The sequence below is a fragment of the Shinella sp. M31 genome (genome assembly GCF_049199205.1).
Taxonomy (GTDB): domain Bacteria; phylum Pseudomonadota; class Alphaproteobacteria; order Rhizobiales; family Rhizobiaceae; genus Shinella.
Genome location: NZ_JBLZPH010000154.1, coordinates 18,905 through 35,619, shown reverse-complemented (window position 1 = coordinate 35,619; position 16,715 = coordinate 18,905). Strand labels below are relative to the sequence as shown.

The window sequence follows — 16,715 nt, the reverse complement described above, 5'->3', positions numbered from 1 at the left end:
CGCGCGCTGGAGGGTGCGCGGGCGGTTCAGACAGAAGGTCTTGAGCAGGCAGGCAGCGGCAGGAGAAGCGCCGCTAGGCCGCCAAGCAGGCGCGCAAGTTTCTGTCGATGCCGTCACGGTCGAGATTGCGGCCGATGAAGACGAATTTCGACTTCGGCGTATCCTCGCCCCAAGCGTGATCCGGGCGGAAATCGACCAGCTTGTGCACCGCCTGGAGCACGAAGAACCGGTCGTCGTTCGCCACCGAGACGATGCCCTTGGTCCGGAAGATGTCGTCGCCGTGCTCGCCGAGGTAATTCTTCAGGAAGCCCGCGAGCTTCTCGCCGTCGAAGGACTGCGGGTAGACGAAGGAGTGCGACTTCACCGTCGCATCGTGGCGGTGCGGGCGTAGCGCCGTTACCGGTGCATGATCATGGTGATGGTCCGGATCATCGCAGGCCGCATCGTGGCATTCGATGCGATGATCGTGGTCCGCATGGGCGCAGGCCGCGTCATGGCAATCGTGGCTGTGATGGCCGTGCGCATCGCCGTCGTCGTCCATGTCGATATCGAGGATTTCCGCCCGCTCGCGCACGTAGGATGGGCGAAAGCCTTTGACGCCGAGGATGTTGGACAGGTCCACCTGGCCATAGGTCGAACGCAGGATCGGCGCCGTCTGGTTGAGCTTGCGCAGCGAACCCTCCAGCTCGCCAAGCCCCTCTTCAGAAGCAAGATCGACCTTGTTGACGAGGATGCGGTCGGCCGCGACGATCTGGTTGACCGCCTGGTTGTCGCTGCCGTCGAGCACCGGGTCGTAAAGGTGCTGGTCGATATGCATGGCGTCCACCAGCGTCACGATGGCATCGAGCTCCACCTCGTCGGCGACGCTGCGATCGACGAAGAAGGCGGTGGCAACGGGGGTCGGATCGGCAAGGCCCGAAGTCTCGACGATGATGTGGTCAAACTTGTCCTTGTGGCTGAGCAGCTTCTTCATCACGTCGATGAGGTCGTTGCGCACGTCGACGAAGCAGCAGATGCAGCCGTTCTGCATCTGGAAGATTTCCTCGTCGGAGGCGAGCACGAGATCGCTGTCGACGTCCACTTCACCGAACTCGTTTTCGATCACCGCGATGCGATGGCCGTGGCGTTCGGTGAGGATGTAGTTGAGCAGCGTCGTCTTTCCCGATCCGAGGAAGCCGGTGAGGATCGTGATCGGGAGTTTCTTGCTGGCTGGTTCGATATGCATGTTCATGCGCCCTTCTCCCTCAAGGCTTTCAGAATGTCTTCCGGGGTGATCGGATAGTGGTGGAAGCGGACGCCGATGGCGTCGTGGATGGCGTTGGCGATCGATGGGCCGATGGCGATGATCGGGTCTTCGCCGACGCCCTTGGCGCCCCAGGGACCGCCCGGATCGGGTGCGGCTTCGAGGATGATCGTCTCGATGTCGGGCATGTCCATGGACAGCGGCATCTTGTAGTCGACGAGGCCGGCATTGAGCGACCGGCCGGTCTTCTTGTCGATGATATAGTCTTCGGTCAGCGTGTGGCCGATGCCCTGCTGGATGCCGCCCTCGATCTGGCCCTGCGCGGCGATCGGGTGGATGACCCGGCCGATATCGTGCACTGGCACGACGCGCTTGACCTCGACGATGCCGGTCTCCGTGTCGACATCCACTTCGGTAAAGTGGGCGGCGAAGGAATAGGACTTCGTCGGCTCGTAGGTGCCGTTCGCCACGATATTGGCGGCGGGGATGCCACGGGACGGCCCCATGGCTTCGGCGACCGACATGAAGCGGCCCGGCTCGGCCTTGACGAAGATTTTCCCCTCAGAAAGATCGAGTTCGTCGGCCTTGACCTGAAGCTTCATCGCAGCGCGTTCGAGAACGGACGCGCGCACCTTGGTGGCCGCCATCTTGGCGGCGGTGCCGACGAGATAGGTCGTGTGGCTGGCGAAAGCGCCAATATCCCACGGCACGACGTCCGTATCGCCGTGGATGACGCCGACATCCTCGAAGCGCACGCCGAGTTCTTCGGCGACGATCTGCGCCAGCGCGGTATGCGCGCCGGTGCCGAGGCCGGCGGCGCCCGTCAGCAGCGTCACCGTCCCGTCCTCGTTGACCTTCACCGTGGCGTTACCCTGCTCCTTGATGCCGGGATAGGCCGAGGAGCCGTGCATTTCGCAGCCGATGCCCCAGCCCTTGCGGATATGGGGCCGCTTCGGGTCCGGCGTGCGGTCGCGGTTGCGCAAGCTCTTCCAGTCGAGCACGTCCATGCCGTGCTGGAGGCAAATTTCCAGGCCATGGCCGAGGATCGGGTGCCCGGAGGGCGCGATATCGCCCGCCCGCACTACGTTCTTCAGCTTCAGCTCCGCCGGGTCCATGCCGAGCCGTTCGGCCGCCTCGTCCATCTGGATATCGAGCGCGTAATAGCTCTGCACCACGCCGTAGCCACGGAAGGCGCCGTTGATCGGCGTGTTGGTGTAGACGCAACGGCCTTCCAGCCGGATGTTCTCGCAGCGATAGAGCGAGGTCGCGGCGGTCGTGCCGACGATGGTAACGCCCGGGCCGTGCGAACCGTAAGCGCCGGAGTCGTAGACGAGCTTCATGTCTCGGGCGACGAGCGTGCCGTCATTCTTGAAGCCCTGTTTCAGCCAGACCTTGCAGGGATGGCGGGCGCGGCCGGCGACGAAGGTCTCGTGGCGGGTGAACTCCATCTTCACCGGCCGGCGCGTTTCTTTCGCCAGCAGCGCGCACAAAAATTCGTGCTGGAAGCAATCCTGCTTGGCGCCGAAGCCGCCGCCCATGTGATCGACCAGCACGCGCACCTTGGTGAGCGGCAGGCCGAGCACTTCGGCGAGGATGCCGCGCACCATGAAGGAGGACTGCGTCGAGGTCCAGAAGGTCAGCTTGTTGGAGCCGTCCCAATCGGCGATGCAGACATTCGGCTCCATATAGGCCGGATGCGGCCGCCCGCCGGAGAAGGTGCCTTCAAGCACGAAATCTGCCTGGGCAAAGCCAGCTTCGATATCGCCGCGATTGACGCGCACCGGATCGAGCACGAGGTTGCCGCCGGGGCCGACATCGTGGATGAGCGGCGCGCCCGGCAGGGCCGCGTCTTCCGGCTCGATGACGGCGGGCAAGGGCTCGTATTCGACCTCGATCAGGTCGAGCGCCTCATCGGCGATCTCTTCCGAGATAGCAGCGACGGCGGCGACGCCCTCGCCCCAGAAGCGCACCTTGTTGTCGAGGATATACTGGTCCTTGGTGCAGGAGGCCGAGCGCGGGTGCGGCGAGCCGTAGTGCAGCACGCGCGGCACGTTCTCATGGGTCAGCACGGCCTTGACGCCGGGATAGGCGAGCGCCTTGCTGACATCGATGCTCTTGATGCGGGCATGCGCGATGGCGGCGCGCTTGATCTTGCCGTGCAGCATGCCGGCCAGCTTAACGTCGCCGGTGTATTCGGCCTCGCCCGTCACCTTTTCCAGCACGTCGTCGCGGCGAACGCTCTTGCCTACGATCTTGAATTCACGCTCTTCGATAGGGGTGTTGATGTTCATGATCTTGCAGCCTCCATCTCGAGCGCGGCGGATTTGATCGCGTCGAAAATCTTGGTGTAACCGGTGCAGCGGCAGATATTGCCGCTCAGGCCGAAGCGGATGTCCTCGTCCGTCGGGCGCGGATTATCGTCGAGCAGCTTCTTGGCCATCATCAGGATGCCCGGCGTGCAGAAGCCGCATTGCGAAGCGCCGTGCCGCATGAAGGCATCTTGCAACGGATGCAGCGTATCGACGCCCGGCTGAAGCCCCTCGACGGTCTCGACCGTGCAGCCTTCGGCTTCCACGGCGAGCATGAGGCAGGCGTTGACCGGCTGGCCATCGACGATGACCGTGCAGGCGCCGCAGTCGCCGACGTCGCAGCCCTTTTTGGTGCCGGTGAGGCCGACATCGTCGCGCAGCGCGTCGAGCAGCGAGCAGCAGGTCTCGACTGTCATGTCGCGCGGTTCGCCATTGATGGTGAGTTCGACGATCCGTTTCATGCGGAGGCCTCCAATGCCTGTTTGATCGCGCGGCCGGTCAGCACGCCGACCATGTCGCGGCGGTAATCGGCGCTGGCGCGCACGTTGCTGATCGGCGTGCACTCTTCCATCGCCTTGTCGGCGGCGTTCTTGACGGTGGCGGCGTCGAGGCGAGTGCCGCGCAGCATGGCTTCCGCCGCCGGCGCGCGCAGGACGGTGGCGCCGACCGCGCCGAGCGCGATGCGGATATCGCTGCACACGCCGTCATCCATGGACAAGCTGACGGCAACGCCGACGGTGGAAAGCTCCATCGCCTTGCGGCGGCCGTGCTTGATATACGCCTTGCCGGCATTGTCGGCGGCCGGCGGCACGGTGATGCCGGTGACGATCTCGCCCTTGGCGAGCACGGTCTTGCCGGGGCCGGTGAAGAATTCGGCGAGCGGCACGACGCGCATATTGGTCGGGCTGTAGATGTGGATGAAGGCGCCGTCCGCGATGAGCGGCGGGATCGTATCGGCGGACGGCGAGGCGCGACAGACATTGCCGACGACGGTGGCGCGGTTGCGCACCTGGATCGAGCCGAGCGAGGCGAGAGCGTCGCGCAGGTTCGGATAGCGCTCGCGTACCAGTGCAAGGCGCTCCAGCCGCCCGACAGTCACCAGCGCGCCAAAAGTCAGGCCGCGGGTTTCGTCATAGGTGATATCGGAGAGGCCGGGAATGCCCTTGATATCGACAACGTTGCGCACGCGGCGCAGCCGCTCGCGGATCTCGACCAGCAGGTCCGTTCCGCCGTTGAACAGAAAGGTGTCGTCGCCGAGATCGGTGAGAAGGCGGGACGCCTGCTCCAGCGTGTCTGCCCGGTGATAGTCAAAGCGCCTCATGGCGTTCCTCTTGAATTCTGGCGTCCGACGCTCGGCCGGAGGCTCTGGCTCCGGCGGCGCATCGCCGCCGGACTAATAGGTGTTGCGTTCAGGCGAGATCGGCGGCGGCAGGCACGCCCTGCCCTTCCTCTGCCTCTTCAGGCTCTTTCGCAGGCACGCCATTGAAGAGGATGTTGAGGAGTGCCGCCGCGAAGGTGCCGACCAGCACGCCGCTGTGCAGGAACTTGCTGACGGCTGCCGGCAGCTGGTCGAAGATGTTGTCGGCGACAACCGGCACCATGGCGAGGCCAACGCTGACCGCGACGATGTAGAGGTTGCGGCGGTTTGCGGCGAAATCGACCTTCGACAGGATTTTCACGCCGGTTGCCGAGACCATGCCGAACATCACGATGGCGGCACCGCCGACGACGTAGCTCGGGATCGACGCGCTGATGAAGGCCACCTTCGGCAGCACGCCAAGCAGGATCAGAATGGCGCCGCCGGCTGCGACCACGAAACGGCTGAGCACGCCGGTGATCTGAAGCAGGCCGACATTCTGCGCATAGGTCGTATAGGTGAAGGTGTTGAGCAGGCCGCCGATGATGTTGCCGACGCCATCGGTGCGCAGGCCGCGGGTAAGATCACGCTGGGTGATCTTTCGGCCCGCCATGTCGCCGACCGCCAGGAACTGCCCGGTCGATTCGATCATCATGACGACCATGACCGCACAGAGCGACAGGATGGACCAGAATTCGAAGACCGGCCAGCCGAAGGCGAGCGGGTGGATGACACGCAGCCAGTCGGCATCCGCCACGCCATGGAAATCCACCTTGCCGGCGGCAATCGCGATGGCAAAACCGATGCCGATGCCCATCAGCACCGCGAGATTGGAGAGAAAGCCCTTAAGAACGCGGGTGAGCAGCAGGATCGACAGGAGCACGATGGCCGCAACGGCAAGCCCGAAGGGCGCGCCATAGGCCGGGTTCGGGATCATGCCGTCAGGCCCCTTGATCATCGGCTGGCCGCCCGCCGCCCAGTTGACACCGACGCGCATCAGGGAAAGGCCGATGATCAGCATGACGGTGCCCGTGACGATCGGCGGGAAAAAGCGGACCCATCGTCCGAAGAACGGCGCGACGAGAAGGACGAAAATGCCGGACCCGATAACCGCGCCGATGACGCCGGGCATGCCGAGGTCCGGATTGGTGCCGGTCGCGATGATCGAGGGCACGGCGGTGAAGGAGACGCCCATCATGATCGGCAGGCGAATGCCAATTTTCCAGATGCCGAGCGCCTGGATGATGGTGACGATGCCGCAGGCGAACAGGTCGGCGCTGACGAGCAGCGCGATCTGTTCCTTGGGCAGATGAAGCGCCGTGCCGACGATGAGCGGCACCGCGACCGCGCCGGCATACATGACGAGAACGTGTTGCAGGCCGAGAGCAAAAAGGCTCGGGACAGGGTACTTCTTCTCGACGGGATCCGTCGTATCGGAATTGCACATTCGCTTTCCTCCCAGCGAATAGTGTTCCGGCGCGGTGGGGGGCATCGTGGCCTCATGTTTTGTCACCGCACGCCGTACAAGGTGGATCATGCTGTTGACCAAATCAGCAAACAATCGGCATAATTATATTTATTCATCTGGTAATTGAATGAATTGATGACATGGACATCACGCTCAAACAGCTTCGCGCCTTCGTCACCGTAGCCAATCTCGGGCAGTTCACGCTTGCTGCCGACAAGCTCGGCTCCTCGCAATCGGCGGTCAGCACGCTGGTACGCCAGCTGGAGACAAACCTGAACCTGCGCCTGTTCGACCGGCACACGCGGCTCCTGCGTCTCACCCAGGCGGGCATGGACATCCTGCCGATCGCGGCGCGTGCCGTCGCCGATATTGAGGGCATGGTGGAAAGTTCGCAGGAGTTGACGGCGCTGCGCCGCGGCAAGGTCACCATGGCGGCCGGCACGGTACAGGCGGCGCTGATGCTGCCGCAGCTGGTGCACGGCTTCACCAAGCTCTATCCGGAAATCGCCGTCGCGCTGCATGACGTGGCGGAGAAGACCGTGCTGGAGCAGGTCGCCAACGGTTCGGTCGATCTCGGCCTCGGCACGGTGCCGGAAGACGATCCCGAACTCGTCGGCACACGGCTCACCACCGATGAATTCCTCGTCGTGCTCCATGCCGACGATCCACTGGTCAAACGCTCCGAGCTGCGCTGGACGGATCTTGCCGATTGCAAGCTGATCGGCCCGCAGCGCGGCAACCCGATCCGCGACCGGTTGGAGAACGAACTGGCGCGCAACGGCATCATCCTGCCGCTCGACAAGTCGATGCAGGAGGTGGCGCTGCCACTGACGATCATCGGCATGGTCGAGGGCGGCCTCGGCGTCGCGATCATGACCTCGGCCGTCACGCGGCTTGCCACCTCGATGGGCCTCGTCGTGCGCACGCCGAAGGAACCGCATATCAAGCGCGAGGTCAGCCTGATCCAGAAACGCGGCCGCTCGCTATCGCCGGCCGCGCGGCGCTTTCGCGATTTCCTGCTGAAATCGGTCCATTGACCCGGTCAAAATTCCGGCGTTATCTGATGGCGCTGCTGGACCGCGCCAGATGCGGGCAGGCAGGGCGCAGCGGCTCGACGCTGTGCGCGGAGGCCGGCGCATGACGCGCCTTGCGGCCAGCCGCCGCTCCCAGCCACGCCAGACCAGGAGCATCCATGGCTCATTCCCTGAACGACCGCGCAGTCAATTCCAGCGAGACCACAAGGCCGAACCGCCCCGACCTTTCCACCGATGCCATCCGCACGGCGAAGGAAGATCTCGCCGCCTGTTTCCGCATGGCGGCCCGCAATGGCTTCGAGGAAGGCATCTGCAACCATTTCTCCGCCGTCGTGCCCGGCCATGACGATCTCTTCCTCGTCAACCCCTACGGCTATGCCTTCCGGGAGTTGACCGCCTCCAAGCTGCTGATCTGCGATTTCAACGGCAGCGTCATCGAGGGCGACGGCGCGCCGGAGGCCACTGCCTTTTACATCCATGCCGAAATCCACCGTCGCCTGCCGCGCGCCAAGGTCGCTTTCCACACGCATATGCCCTATGCGACGGCGCTCTCCATGACGGACGGGCCGCCGATGATCTGGGCCGGTCAGACCGCGCTCAAATTTTACGGCCGCACCGCCGTCGACGAGAATTACAACGGCCTGGCGCTCGACTATGCCGAGGGCGCGCGCATTGCCGGTACGGTCGGCGATGCCGACATCGTGTTCCTGAAGCACCATGGCGTGCTAGTGCTCGCCTCCACCATCGCGGAGGCCTGGGACGACCTCTACTATCTCGAGCGCGCCGCCGAGGTGCAGGTGCTCGCCATGTCGACCGGCCGTACGGTCTCGCCGGTCGATCCCGCCATTGCGGAAGCCGCCTACCGGCAGATGCGCGAAGGCGACCCAGAGTCCGCCAAGGCCCATCTCGCGGCCATTCGCCGGCAATTGGATGCGGAAGAACCACAATATCGGCACTGAATTTTTGAAGAATGGCCGCCATTGCATCGAGCAATGGCGGCTGCCCTTCGTGCATTCAATGCATTGATTTTATGAAATCTTCTTCGAAAGATATTGCAAATGCGAGAGAACTTAGCACCTGCGATTATTGCTGATATTTTATCAAACAATTGAAATAATGAATTTGTTTGAACTAATCGCCCATGCTTAGTTTTCCGCCATAACGAGAAGGTGGGAACGAATGGTACGAGACACTGCAACAGCGTCGCTCGCAAATCTGGCCGCCGGTCAGTCCTTTGCGCTTACGGGCGGAACCGTCATTCTTGACGACGGCTCGCAAACGGTCAGCGACATCCTTGTGGGCGCCGATGGGCGCATCATCGCCGTCGAACCCTATCTCGATACCTCGGCCTGCGGCGCCCGCGTCGATATCACGGGCATGCTGGTGACCGCCGGCTTCCTCGATGCCCACCAGCATCTCGACAAGACCGGCGTTCTGCGCTTCACGCCCAATCCGTCCGGCACGCTGCAGGGCGCCCGCGACGCCTTCGCCAAATATGCCCGCACCGCCGGCCCCGACGACATTTACAAGCGTGCCACGCGCACCGTCGAGCGCTGCCTCTCCCGCGGCACCACGGGCATCCGCAGCCATATCAACGTCGACAAGGATGCCGGCTTCCACGGCATCGAAACCCTGGCCGGCATCCGCGATGCCGAAAAGGACCGCATCACCCTCCAGCTCGTCGCCTTCATGACGCCGCATCCGGGCCAGGATTTCGACTGGCTCGGCAAGAACATCGACGGCGCGGTAGCGCTGGCCGATGCCGTCGGTGGCACGCCCGCGGTCTCCGAAGACCCGCCACGGTATCTCGACCTCATCTTTTCCGCCGCCGTGAAGGCCGGCAAGCCGGTCGACCTGCATCTCGACGAGCACCTCAAGGCCGACGTGCATCTGCTCGATGCGGCCCTCGAACGGGTCGAGCGTTTCGGCATGCAGGGTCGCACCGTGTTCAGCCATGTCTCCGTGCTGAGCGCGCTCCCCCGCTCGGACTTCCAGCGCATCGCCGAACGCCTGCTCGCACTCGATGTCGGCGTCGTGACGCTGCCGGCGGCCAACCTCTATTTGCAGGGCCGCGACGCCGAGATGCTGCCGCCGCGCGGCCTGACGCGCGTCGCCGAGCTCTACCGCGCCGGCGTCACCATCGCGACGGCCTCCGACAACATCCAGGACCCGTTCGTGCCGACCGGCTCCGGCGACATGCTGGAAATCGCGCGCTGGACGCTGCTCGCCGGCCATCTGCGCGGCGACGAGCTGGCCGCCGCCCACCGCATGATCACGACGGACCCTGCCCGCCTGATGGGGCTTGGCAAGGAACACGGTCTGAAGGTCGGCGCACGCGCCGATTTCGTCGTCACCGATTGCATCGACACGGACACGCTGGTTGCCGGCGGACCGGACCGCGCCTTCGTCTTCTCGAAGGGCCGTCTCGTCTCGCAGAGCGCGACCGAAAGCGTCCGTATCAAGGAGGACGCATAACCGAGCGGCAATTCCGGGGGGATTGAACGTCAATCTAAGGGGGGAATGAAATGAACAAGACTGCATTTTCACGTCGTTCGCTGCTCGCATCCACTATCGCACTTACGCTTTTCGGCTCGACCTGGCAGACGCCTGCCCGTGCCGACGACTTCAAGATGGGCCTTCTCATCCCCGGCAGCGTCGGGGAGGAAGGCTGGAACCGAATCGCCTTCGACGCGCTGAAACGGGTCGAAAAGGAACTCGGCGCCAAGATCAGCTATGTCGAGCTGCCGGAGAACCCGGCCGCCTTCGAGAAGGCGTTCCGCGACTATGCCGGCCAGGGCTATCAGGTCGTGCTTGGCCACGGCTTCCAATTCCAGGACGCGGCGCTGACGGCGGCGGAGGACTTTCCCGATACGGTCTTCCTCATCTCCTCAAGCCGTATTCATGAGGGCAAGGTCATCGGTCTCAACACCGATGCCAGCCAGCCCTTCTATCTCATGGGCGTGATCGCCGCGAAGCTGGGTAAGGGAGCCGGCCTCATCGGCGGCATGGAGATCCCGCCGATCACACAGGCCTTCGAAGGCTTTGTGAACGGCGCCAAGAGCGTCAACCCGGATTTTCCGGTCTCGACCGTCTATCTCGGCAGCTTCACCGATGCGAGCGCCGCCAAGGAAGCGGCCTTCAGCGTGATCTCGCAGGGCGCCGATTTCGTCATTCCCAACGCCAATTCGGCCGGCATGGGCGTCATCCAGGCCGCGCGGGAAGGATCGGGTGGCAAAGCCAGCACGTTCAGCGTCTACAGCGACTATACCCACGCTGCCCCCCAGAACGTGCTCGGCATGTTCCTGGCGGATTACGGCCAGGGCATCGTGCGCATCGTCGCCGGCATCAAGGACGGCAAGGTGCCGGACAGTAATGTCGACTTCGGCCTGAAGGACACCGACGTCATCAAGTTCACCTACAACGACGCGGCCACCCGACCGGTGCCCGCGGACCTGCGCACATTCGTCGACGACGTGAGCGCAAAGATCGTCGCAGGCGACATCCAGACCCGCGCGAAGTGACGTGAAGATCCGGCGCGGATCCCGGAAAATCAACCAATGGGAGGAAATGCAATGAAATTTTCAAGAAGACTGTTCCTGGAAGGCGTAGCCGCCTTGTCGATCGCCGTGTCCATTCCGGCATTCGCACAGGCGGACGATTTCAAGATGGGCCTTCTCGTGCCCGGCAGCGTCTCGGAGGAGGGCTGGAACCGCATCGGCTTCAATGCGCTGAAGGGCGTGGAAAGCCAGCTCGGCGCCAAGATCAGCTATGTCGAGCTGCAGCAGAACCCGGCCTCGTTCGAAAAGGCGTTCCGCGACTATGCCAGCCAGGGCTACAAGGTCATTCTCGGCCATGGCTTCGAATTCCAGGACGCGGCGCTCGAAGTCGCGCTCGACTATCCCGACACCTACTTCCTCATCTCGTCGAGCAGCATCCATGAAGGCAATGTCATCGGCCTCAACACCGATACCAGCCAGCCCTTCTACCTGATGGGCGTGATCGCCGCGAAGATGGGCAAGAAGGCCGGCCTCGTCGGCGGCATGGAAATCCCGCCGATCCAGCAGGCCTTCGCCGGCTTCAAGAACGGCGCCAAGAGCGTCAACCCGGATTTCCCGATCAGCGAGGCCTATATCGGCAACTTCACCGATACGACCGCCGCCAAGGAAGCGGCGCTGAGCATGATCTCGCAGGGAGCCGATTTCGTCGTGCCGAACGCCTCGGGCGCCACCGTCGGCGGTTACCAGGCAATCGCCGAATCCGGCAAGGACGTGCGCTCCTTCTCGATCTTCAGCGATTTCACGCCGGTCGCGCCCGACAACATTCTCGGCCTCTATGTCGCCGATTATGCGCAGGGCGTGGTGGAAGTCGTGAAATCGATCAAGGACGGCACCCCGCCGACGGAAAACGTCGTCTTCGGCCTGAAGGACCCGAAGGTCATCTCCTTCACCTTCCGCGATGACGGCCCGGTCTCCGTTCCGGCGGAGATCCGCGCGGAAGTGAAGGCGATCAGCGACAAGATCGCAGCCGGCGAAATCAAGACGGACGGCCAATAAAGCGGCGTTGCGCTGCGGCCGATCCTTCGGCCGCAACCTCCTCCGGCGAATGCCACACAAACATCCGGACCGATCCTATGGCACAGGTAAACCAGGGAGTGCGCGAGACCGTGTATCCTCAAGCAGCCCAGACCCTCTACCGGACGCTCTCGCAGATCGCGATCAGCGCCGTGACTCCGATCGCGGCAGTCCTCGTCGCCCTTGCCTTCGGCGCCCTTCTGTTGTGGCTCAACGGCTTCAATGGCAGCGACGTCGTCACCGTCATGATCTTCGGCTCGTTCCAGGACATGCGCTCGGTGGGCGAGATCCTGCTCAAGGCGACGCCGCTGATCCTCATCGGCGCCGGCCTCTGCGTCGCTTTCCGCTGTTCGATCTGGAACATCGGCGCCGAGGGCCAGCTCTATGCCGGCGCGATTGCTGCGACCCTGGTCGGGACCAGCTTCGACGGGCTCTCCGTCTGGGTGCATGCGCCCCTCGTCATGCTGGCCGGCGCGCTGGCGGGTGCGGCCTGGGCCGGCATTGCCGGCTATCTCAAGGTGCGCTTCCAGGCGAGCGAGATCGTCACCACGATCATGCTAAACTATATCGCGCTGATCCTGACGAGCTATCTCGTCACCGGTCCGATGCGCGACGCGAGTGCGGCCTATCCACAGTCCGCCCGCCTGATCCGGGAAGCCTGGACGCCGCGCATCGTCTCCGACATGCGCCTGCATATCGGCATCCTCGTCGCCATCGTGCTGGCTGTCGCGCTCTACATCTTCCTGCAAAGGAGCAGCCGCGGCTTTGCGCTGCGCGTCGTCGGCCTCAATCCGCATGCCGCCCGTTATGCCGGTATGCAGGTCGCCCGCAACGTCATGATCGCCATGTGCATTTCCGGCGCGATGGCCGGCCTTGCCGGGGCGTTCGAAGTGGCTGGCGTCACGCACCGGCTCTATCAGAACATCTCGCCCGGCTACGGCTTCGAGGGCATCGCGGTCGCGCTGCTGGCCGCCAACAATCCCCTGGCGGCCATCGTCTCGGGCGGGCTCTTCGCGACGCTGCGCTCCGGCTCGGAAGTGCTCCAGATCACCTCGCAGGTCCCGCAGGTCCTCGTGCTGGTCATCCAGGGCATGGTCATCCTCTCGGTCGTCGCCTTTGCCAAACTGCGCGACATCCTCAGGATCGTGGCCTGAAAGAATGGAAACTCCCGCGGGCGCTTGAGCCCCGCGGGAAAACAAAACCTTAGGCGACAATCCCGAAGGGGTTCCCCATGGACGACATGATGTTTCTCACCTTCCTCGCGACGCTAGCCGGCGCCGCCTGGAGACTTGCGACGCCGCTGATCTTCGCCTCGATCGGCGAGGTGTTTTCCGAGCGGGCCGGCGTGCTCAATATCGGCCTGGAAGGCACCATGCTGGTCGGCGCCTTCTGCGGCTTTGCGGCGGCCTTCGCGAGCGGCAGCATTCTTCTCGGCCTGCTGGCCGGCATCGCCGGCGGCATGCTGTTCGGGCTGATCTTCGCCTTCTTCACGATCACCATCAAGGCGGACCAGATCGTGGTGGGCGCGGCGCTCAACCTGCTCGGCATGGGCCTCACCGCCTTCCTGTTCCGCACCTATTACGTCTCGACCGGCAAGGGCATCGAGATCGCCCAGCCGGTGCATATCCCCTTTCTCAGCGATATTCCCTTCCTCGGCGAAGCGTTCTTCCGGCAGAACCTCATCGTCTACTCGACCATCCTCGTCGCGATCCTGGCGAGCCTCGTGCTGTTCCGCACTTCCTTCGGCCTGACGCTGCGGGCTGTCGGCGAACATCCGAAGGCCGTCGACGTCGCCGGCCGCAATGTCGCGGGTTATCGCTATGCCGCCGTCCTTGTCGGCACCGGCCTTGCCGGCCTCGGCGGCGCGTTCCTGACACTCGGCCATTCCAACCAGTTCGTCGAGGGCATCACCTCGGGCCGCGGCTTCATCGCGCTCGCCGTCGTGGTCTTCGCCCGCTGGTCGCCGACCGGGGCCTTCTTCGTCTCGCTGCTCTTCGGCCTGTTCTATGCGCTTCAGCTGATGCTTCAGGCGCAGGCGTCCATCGTCGTGCCCTACCAAGTGCTGCAGGCGCTTCCCTACATCATGACGATCGTCACGCTCGTCGTGGTCCGCGGCAAGGGGGCCGCTCCCAGCAAGCTCGGCCAGCCCTACGAGATGAGGTAACGGACATGTCCCAGAAACCCTTCCTGCGCATCGATAACATCCGCAAGCGGTTCGGCCCGATCATTGCCAGCGACGGCGTATCGCTCGAAATCGAAGAGGGCGAGATCCACTCGCTGCTCGGCGAAAACGGGGCGGGCAAGAGCGTGCTGATGAGCATGATCTGCGGCATGGTGCGGCCCGACGAGGGCGAGATCGTCTTCAAGGGCGAGACCGTGCGCTTCAACAGCCCGCGCGAGGCTATCCGCCAACGCATCGGCATGGTGCACCAGCATTTCATGCTCGTGCCGAACCTGACGGTGGCGGAGAACTACATTCTCGGCCAGGGCTCGGCGCTGCGCGTCATCAACGACATGGACAAGGTCCATGCGAAGATCCGTGAACTCTCGGACCGCTACGCGCTGGACGTGCGCCCCGACGCGATCATCGAGGACCTTTCGGTCGGCGAGCAGCAGCGCGTCGAAATCCTGAAGGTCCTGTTCCACGGCATCGACCTGCTCATCCTCGACGAGCCGACCGCCGTCCTGACCCCGCAGGAGACCGACCGCCTGCTCTCGCTGATGGGCGATCTCGTCAAGGACGGCAAGACCGTCGTCTTCATATCGCACAAGCTCGACGAGGTGATGCGTGTCAGCAACCGCATCAGCGTCATGCGGGACGGCCGCGTGGTGCACACGGTCAATGTCGGCGAGACCAATGCGCGCGCACTCGCTCATATGATGGTCGGCCGCGACGTGCGCATGGAACTGCCGCGCAGCCCCGAGTCGCCCGGCCGCACCGTGCTGTCGGTGGAAAACCTCACCTGCCGCGCCGAGACCGGCCTTACCGCCGTGCGCGGCGTGAGCCTCAACGTGCGCGCCGGCGAGATCGTCGGCATCGCCGGCGTTTCCGGCAACGGCCAGACGGAACTGTCGCTTGCCCTTTCCGGCCTGCTGCCTGTCGATAGCGGCCGCGTCATGCTGAACGGCAAGGACATTACCGGCCTCGACCCCGCCACCATCAATGCCAGCAGCTTTTCCCACATTCCGGAGGACCGCCACAAACACGGCATCGTCGTCTCGATGTCGCTCAGCGAAAACACCATCCTCCAGCGCTACGACCAGAAACCCTTCGCCAGCGGCGGCATGCTGAACCGCGGCGTGATTAGCGAGCACACCCGCGAGCTGATCAAGCGTTTCCGCGTCAAGAGCCGCGACGAGAACCAGGCGATTGGGTCTCTCTCGGGCGGCAACCAGCAGAAACTCGTCGTGGCGCGTGAACTCGCCCGCAACCCGGATTTCATCCTCGTCAACCAGCTCGCCCGCGGCATCGATATCGGCGCCATGGAATTCGTGATGGAGGAGATGCTGAAGCAGCGCGACAACGGCCGCGCCATCCTACTTATTTCCACCGAACTGGAGGAGCTTTTCGCCATCTGTGATCGCATCCTCGTGATGTTCCACGGCGAAATCCTCGGCGAACTGCCGCCGGACCGCACCCGCCTCGACGAACTCGGCCTGCTGATGGCGGGCCAGACGGAACAACCGGCGCTGGCGAGCTAGACAGGAGGGGAGCAGCAAGGTTTGATGGGAACAGCATAACAGGAGGGCCGCGCGTCCATGAACATCACGCTGCGGCAACTCCGGGCTTTCATCGCGGTGGCCGAACTCGGCCAGTTCAATCTCGCCGCCCGAAACCTGCATCTCACCCAGTCGGCGGTCAGCATCCTCATCCGCGATCTGGAGTCCGAAATCGGCGTGCGTCTGTTCGACCGGCACACGCGCATGGTCTCGCTCACCCTGGTCGGCCAGGAATTCTGCCGCAGGCACGAAAAATCCTGAAGGATCTCGAGCTTGCCGTCGGCGACGTGCGCGACAATGCCTCGCTGAAACGCGGCCAGGTGACGATCGCGGCGGCCATCGTGCTGGCCGCTACGATCGTACCGCCGATTATCGCGCGGTTCCTGCGCATGTATCCGGAAATCTCCGTGAATATCAGGGACATGCCGGAAGAGCAGATCACCCCGGCGCTGAAGCGCAACGAGGTGGATGTCGCCGTCGGCACCCTGTCGGAGGACGACCCGGAAATCACCGCGACGCCGCTCCTGCGCGACAAGCTGATGTTCATGTGCCGGGAGGACCATCGTTTTGCGCGGCGCAAGTCCGTGCACTGGGCGGAGCTGAAGGACGAAACCCTCATCACGCTTGCCGCCGCCAATCCGCTGCGCAGCATCGTCGAACACAATCTCATCCGCGTCGTGCCGAACTACAAGCCGAAATACGAGGTGCGCTTCTCGACAACCGCCATCAGCATGATCGCCGCCGGCATGGGTGTCGCCGTGCTGCCGGAGAATTCGAGCCAGCTCGCCTCCGCCGTGCGCGTGACCGCAGTCGATCTCGTCGACCCCCATGTCATGCGCGACGTCTCGCTTCTGCAGCGCCGCCATCACAGCCTTTCGCCTGCCGCAGAGCATCTGAAAGCCGTGTTCATCGCAAGCGCCGCCGAACGCACGGGCTTTATGGACCGCGACGGCAAGGAATAGAAAGGCTGTTGATCCCTCGGAATGCGGCTGGACGACATGCCCGTGATCACG

At 63.8% G+C, this 16,715-nt stretch carries 15 protein-coding genes; 10 read left to right on the top strand and 5 right to left on the bottom strand.

Annotated features, from left to right (window positions below; translation table 11 throughout):
• Positions 1-73 precede the first annotated feature (73 nt).
• The 5 genes from ACOZKU_RS25295 to ACOZKU_RS25275 form a co-directional block, all read right to left on the bottom strand.
• Entirely contained in the window at positions 74-1,231 is a 1,158-nt protein-coding gene (locus ACOZKU_RS25295) for a CobW family GTP-binding protein (protein WP_421581223.1), read from the bottom strand.
• A complete protein-coding gene (locus ACOZKU_RS25290; RefSeq protein WP_421581222.1) occupies positions 1,228-3,534 on the bottom strand; it encodes a xanthine dehydrogenase family protein molybdopterin-binding subunit in 2,307 nt (768 codons plus the stop codon). The genes ACOZKU_RS25295 and ACOZKU_RS25290 overlap by 4 nt, the downstream gene beginning before the upstream one ends.
• A complete protein-coding gene (locus ACOZKU_RS25285) occupies positions 3,531-4,013 on the bottom strand; it encodes a (2Fe-2S)-binding protein (RefSeq protein ID WP_117370105.1) in 483 nt (160 codons plus the stop codon). Before ACOZKU_RS25285 ends, ACOZKU_RS25290 begins: the two co-directional genes overlap by 4 nt.
• Positions 4,010-4,873 carry a xanthine dehydrogenase family protein subunit M gene (locus ACOZKU_RS25280; protein WP_314091318.1) on the bottom strand — a complete coding sequence of 288 codons (864 nt, stop codon included), beginning with the start codon at positions 4,871-4,873 and terminating at the stop codon, positions 4,010-4,012. The genes ACOZKU_RS25285 and ACOZKU_RS25280 overlap by 4 nt, the downstream gene beginning before the upstream one ends.
• A gap of 88 nt (positions 4,874-4,961) precedes the next feature.
• Positions 4,962-6,356, bottom strand: coding sequence for a nucleobase:cation symporter-2 family protein (locus tag ACOZKU_RS25275; protein WP_421581221.1), 1,395 nt, complete (start codon positions 6,354-6,356; stop codon positions 4,962-4,964).
• Between the two features lie 161 nt (positions 6,357-6,517).
• Here ACOZKU_RS25275 and ACOZKU_RS25270 point away from each other — a divergent pair, with 161 nt between their 5' ends.
• From ACOZKU_RS25270 to ACOZKU_RS25225, 10 genes are all read left to right on the top strand, one after another.
• Positions 6,518-7,414, top strand: a complete 897-nt coding sequence (locus tag ACOZKU_RS25270; RefSeq protein ID WP_117370111.1) for a LysR family transcriptional regulator — start codon at positions 6,518-6,520, stop codon at positions 7,412-7,414.
• A gap of 155 nt (positions 7,415-7,569) precedes the next feature.
• Positions 7,570-8,370, top strand: a complete 801-nt coding sequence (locus ACOZKU_RS25265; RefSeq protein WP_421581220.1) for an aldolase — start codon at positions 7,570-7,572, stop codon at positions 8,368-8,370.
• A gap of 220 nt (positions 8,371-8,590) precedes the next feature.
• Complete coding sequence (locus ACOZKU_RS25260) at positions 8,591-9,886, top strand: amidohydrolase family protein (RefSeq protein ID WP_421581219.1); 1,296 nt, start codon at positions 8,591-8,593, stop codon at positions 9,884-9,886.
• Positions 9,887-9,936: 50 nt separating this feature from the next.
• Positions 9,937-10,932: a BMP family protein gene (locus ACOZKU_RS25255; RefSeq protein ID WP_421581218.1), complete on the top strand. Its 996-nt coding sequence runs from the start codon at positions 9,937-9,939 to the stop codon at positions 10,930-10,932.
• Positions 10,933-10,983: 51 nt separating this feature from the next.
• The gene (locus ACOZKU_RS25250; protein ID WP_421581217.1) at positions 10,984-11,964 is read left to right on the top strand and encodes a BMP family protein; all 981 of its coding nucleotides are present in this window, start codon (positions 10,984-10,986) and stop codon (positions 11,962-11,964) included.
• Positions 11,965-12,041: 77 nt separating this feature from the next.
• Positions 12,042-13,136, top strand: coding sequence for an ABC transporter permease (locus ACOZKU_RS25245; protein WP_421581216.1), 1,095 nt, complete (start codon positions 12,042-12,044; stop codon positions 13,134-13,136).
• A 77-nt stretch (positions 13,137-13,213) separates the two neighbouring features.
• A complete protein-coding gene (locus ACOZKU_RS25240) occupies positions 13,214-14,146 on the top strand; it encodes an ABC transporter permease (RefSeq protein WP_314091271.1) in 933 nt (310 codons plus the stop codon).
• 5 nt (positions 14,147-14,151) lie between these two features.
• Positions 14,152-15,684, top strand: a complete 1,533-nt coding sequence (locus ACOZKU_RS25235) for an ABC transporter ATP-binding protein (protein ID WP_421581215.1) — start codon at positions 14,152-14,154, stop codon at positions 15,682-15,684.
• A 57-nt stretch (positions 15,685-15,741) separates the two neighbouring features.
• Entirely contained in the window at positions 15,742-15,963 is a 222-nt protein-coding gene (locus tag ACOZKU_RS25230; protein WP_421581214.1) for a LysR family transcriptional regulator, read from the top strand.
• Positions 15,964-15,989: 26 nt separating this feature from the next.
• Entirely contained in the window at positions 15,990-16,664 is a 675-nt protein-coding gene (locus tag ACOZKU_RS25225) for a LysR substrate-binding domain-containing protein (protein WP_421581213.1), read from the top strand.
• Positions 16,665-16,715 lie beyond the last annotated feature (51 nt).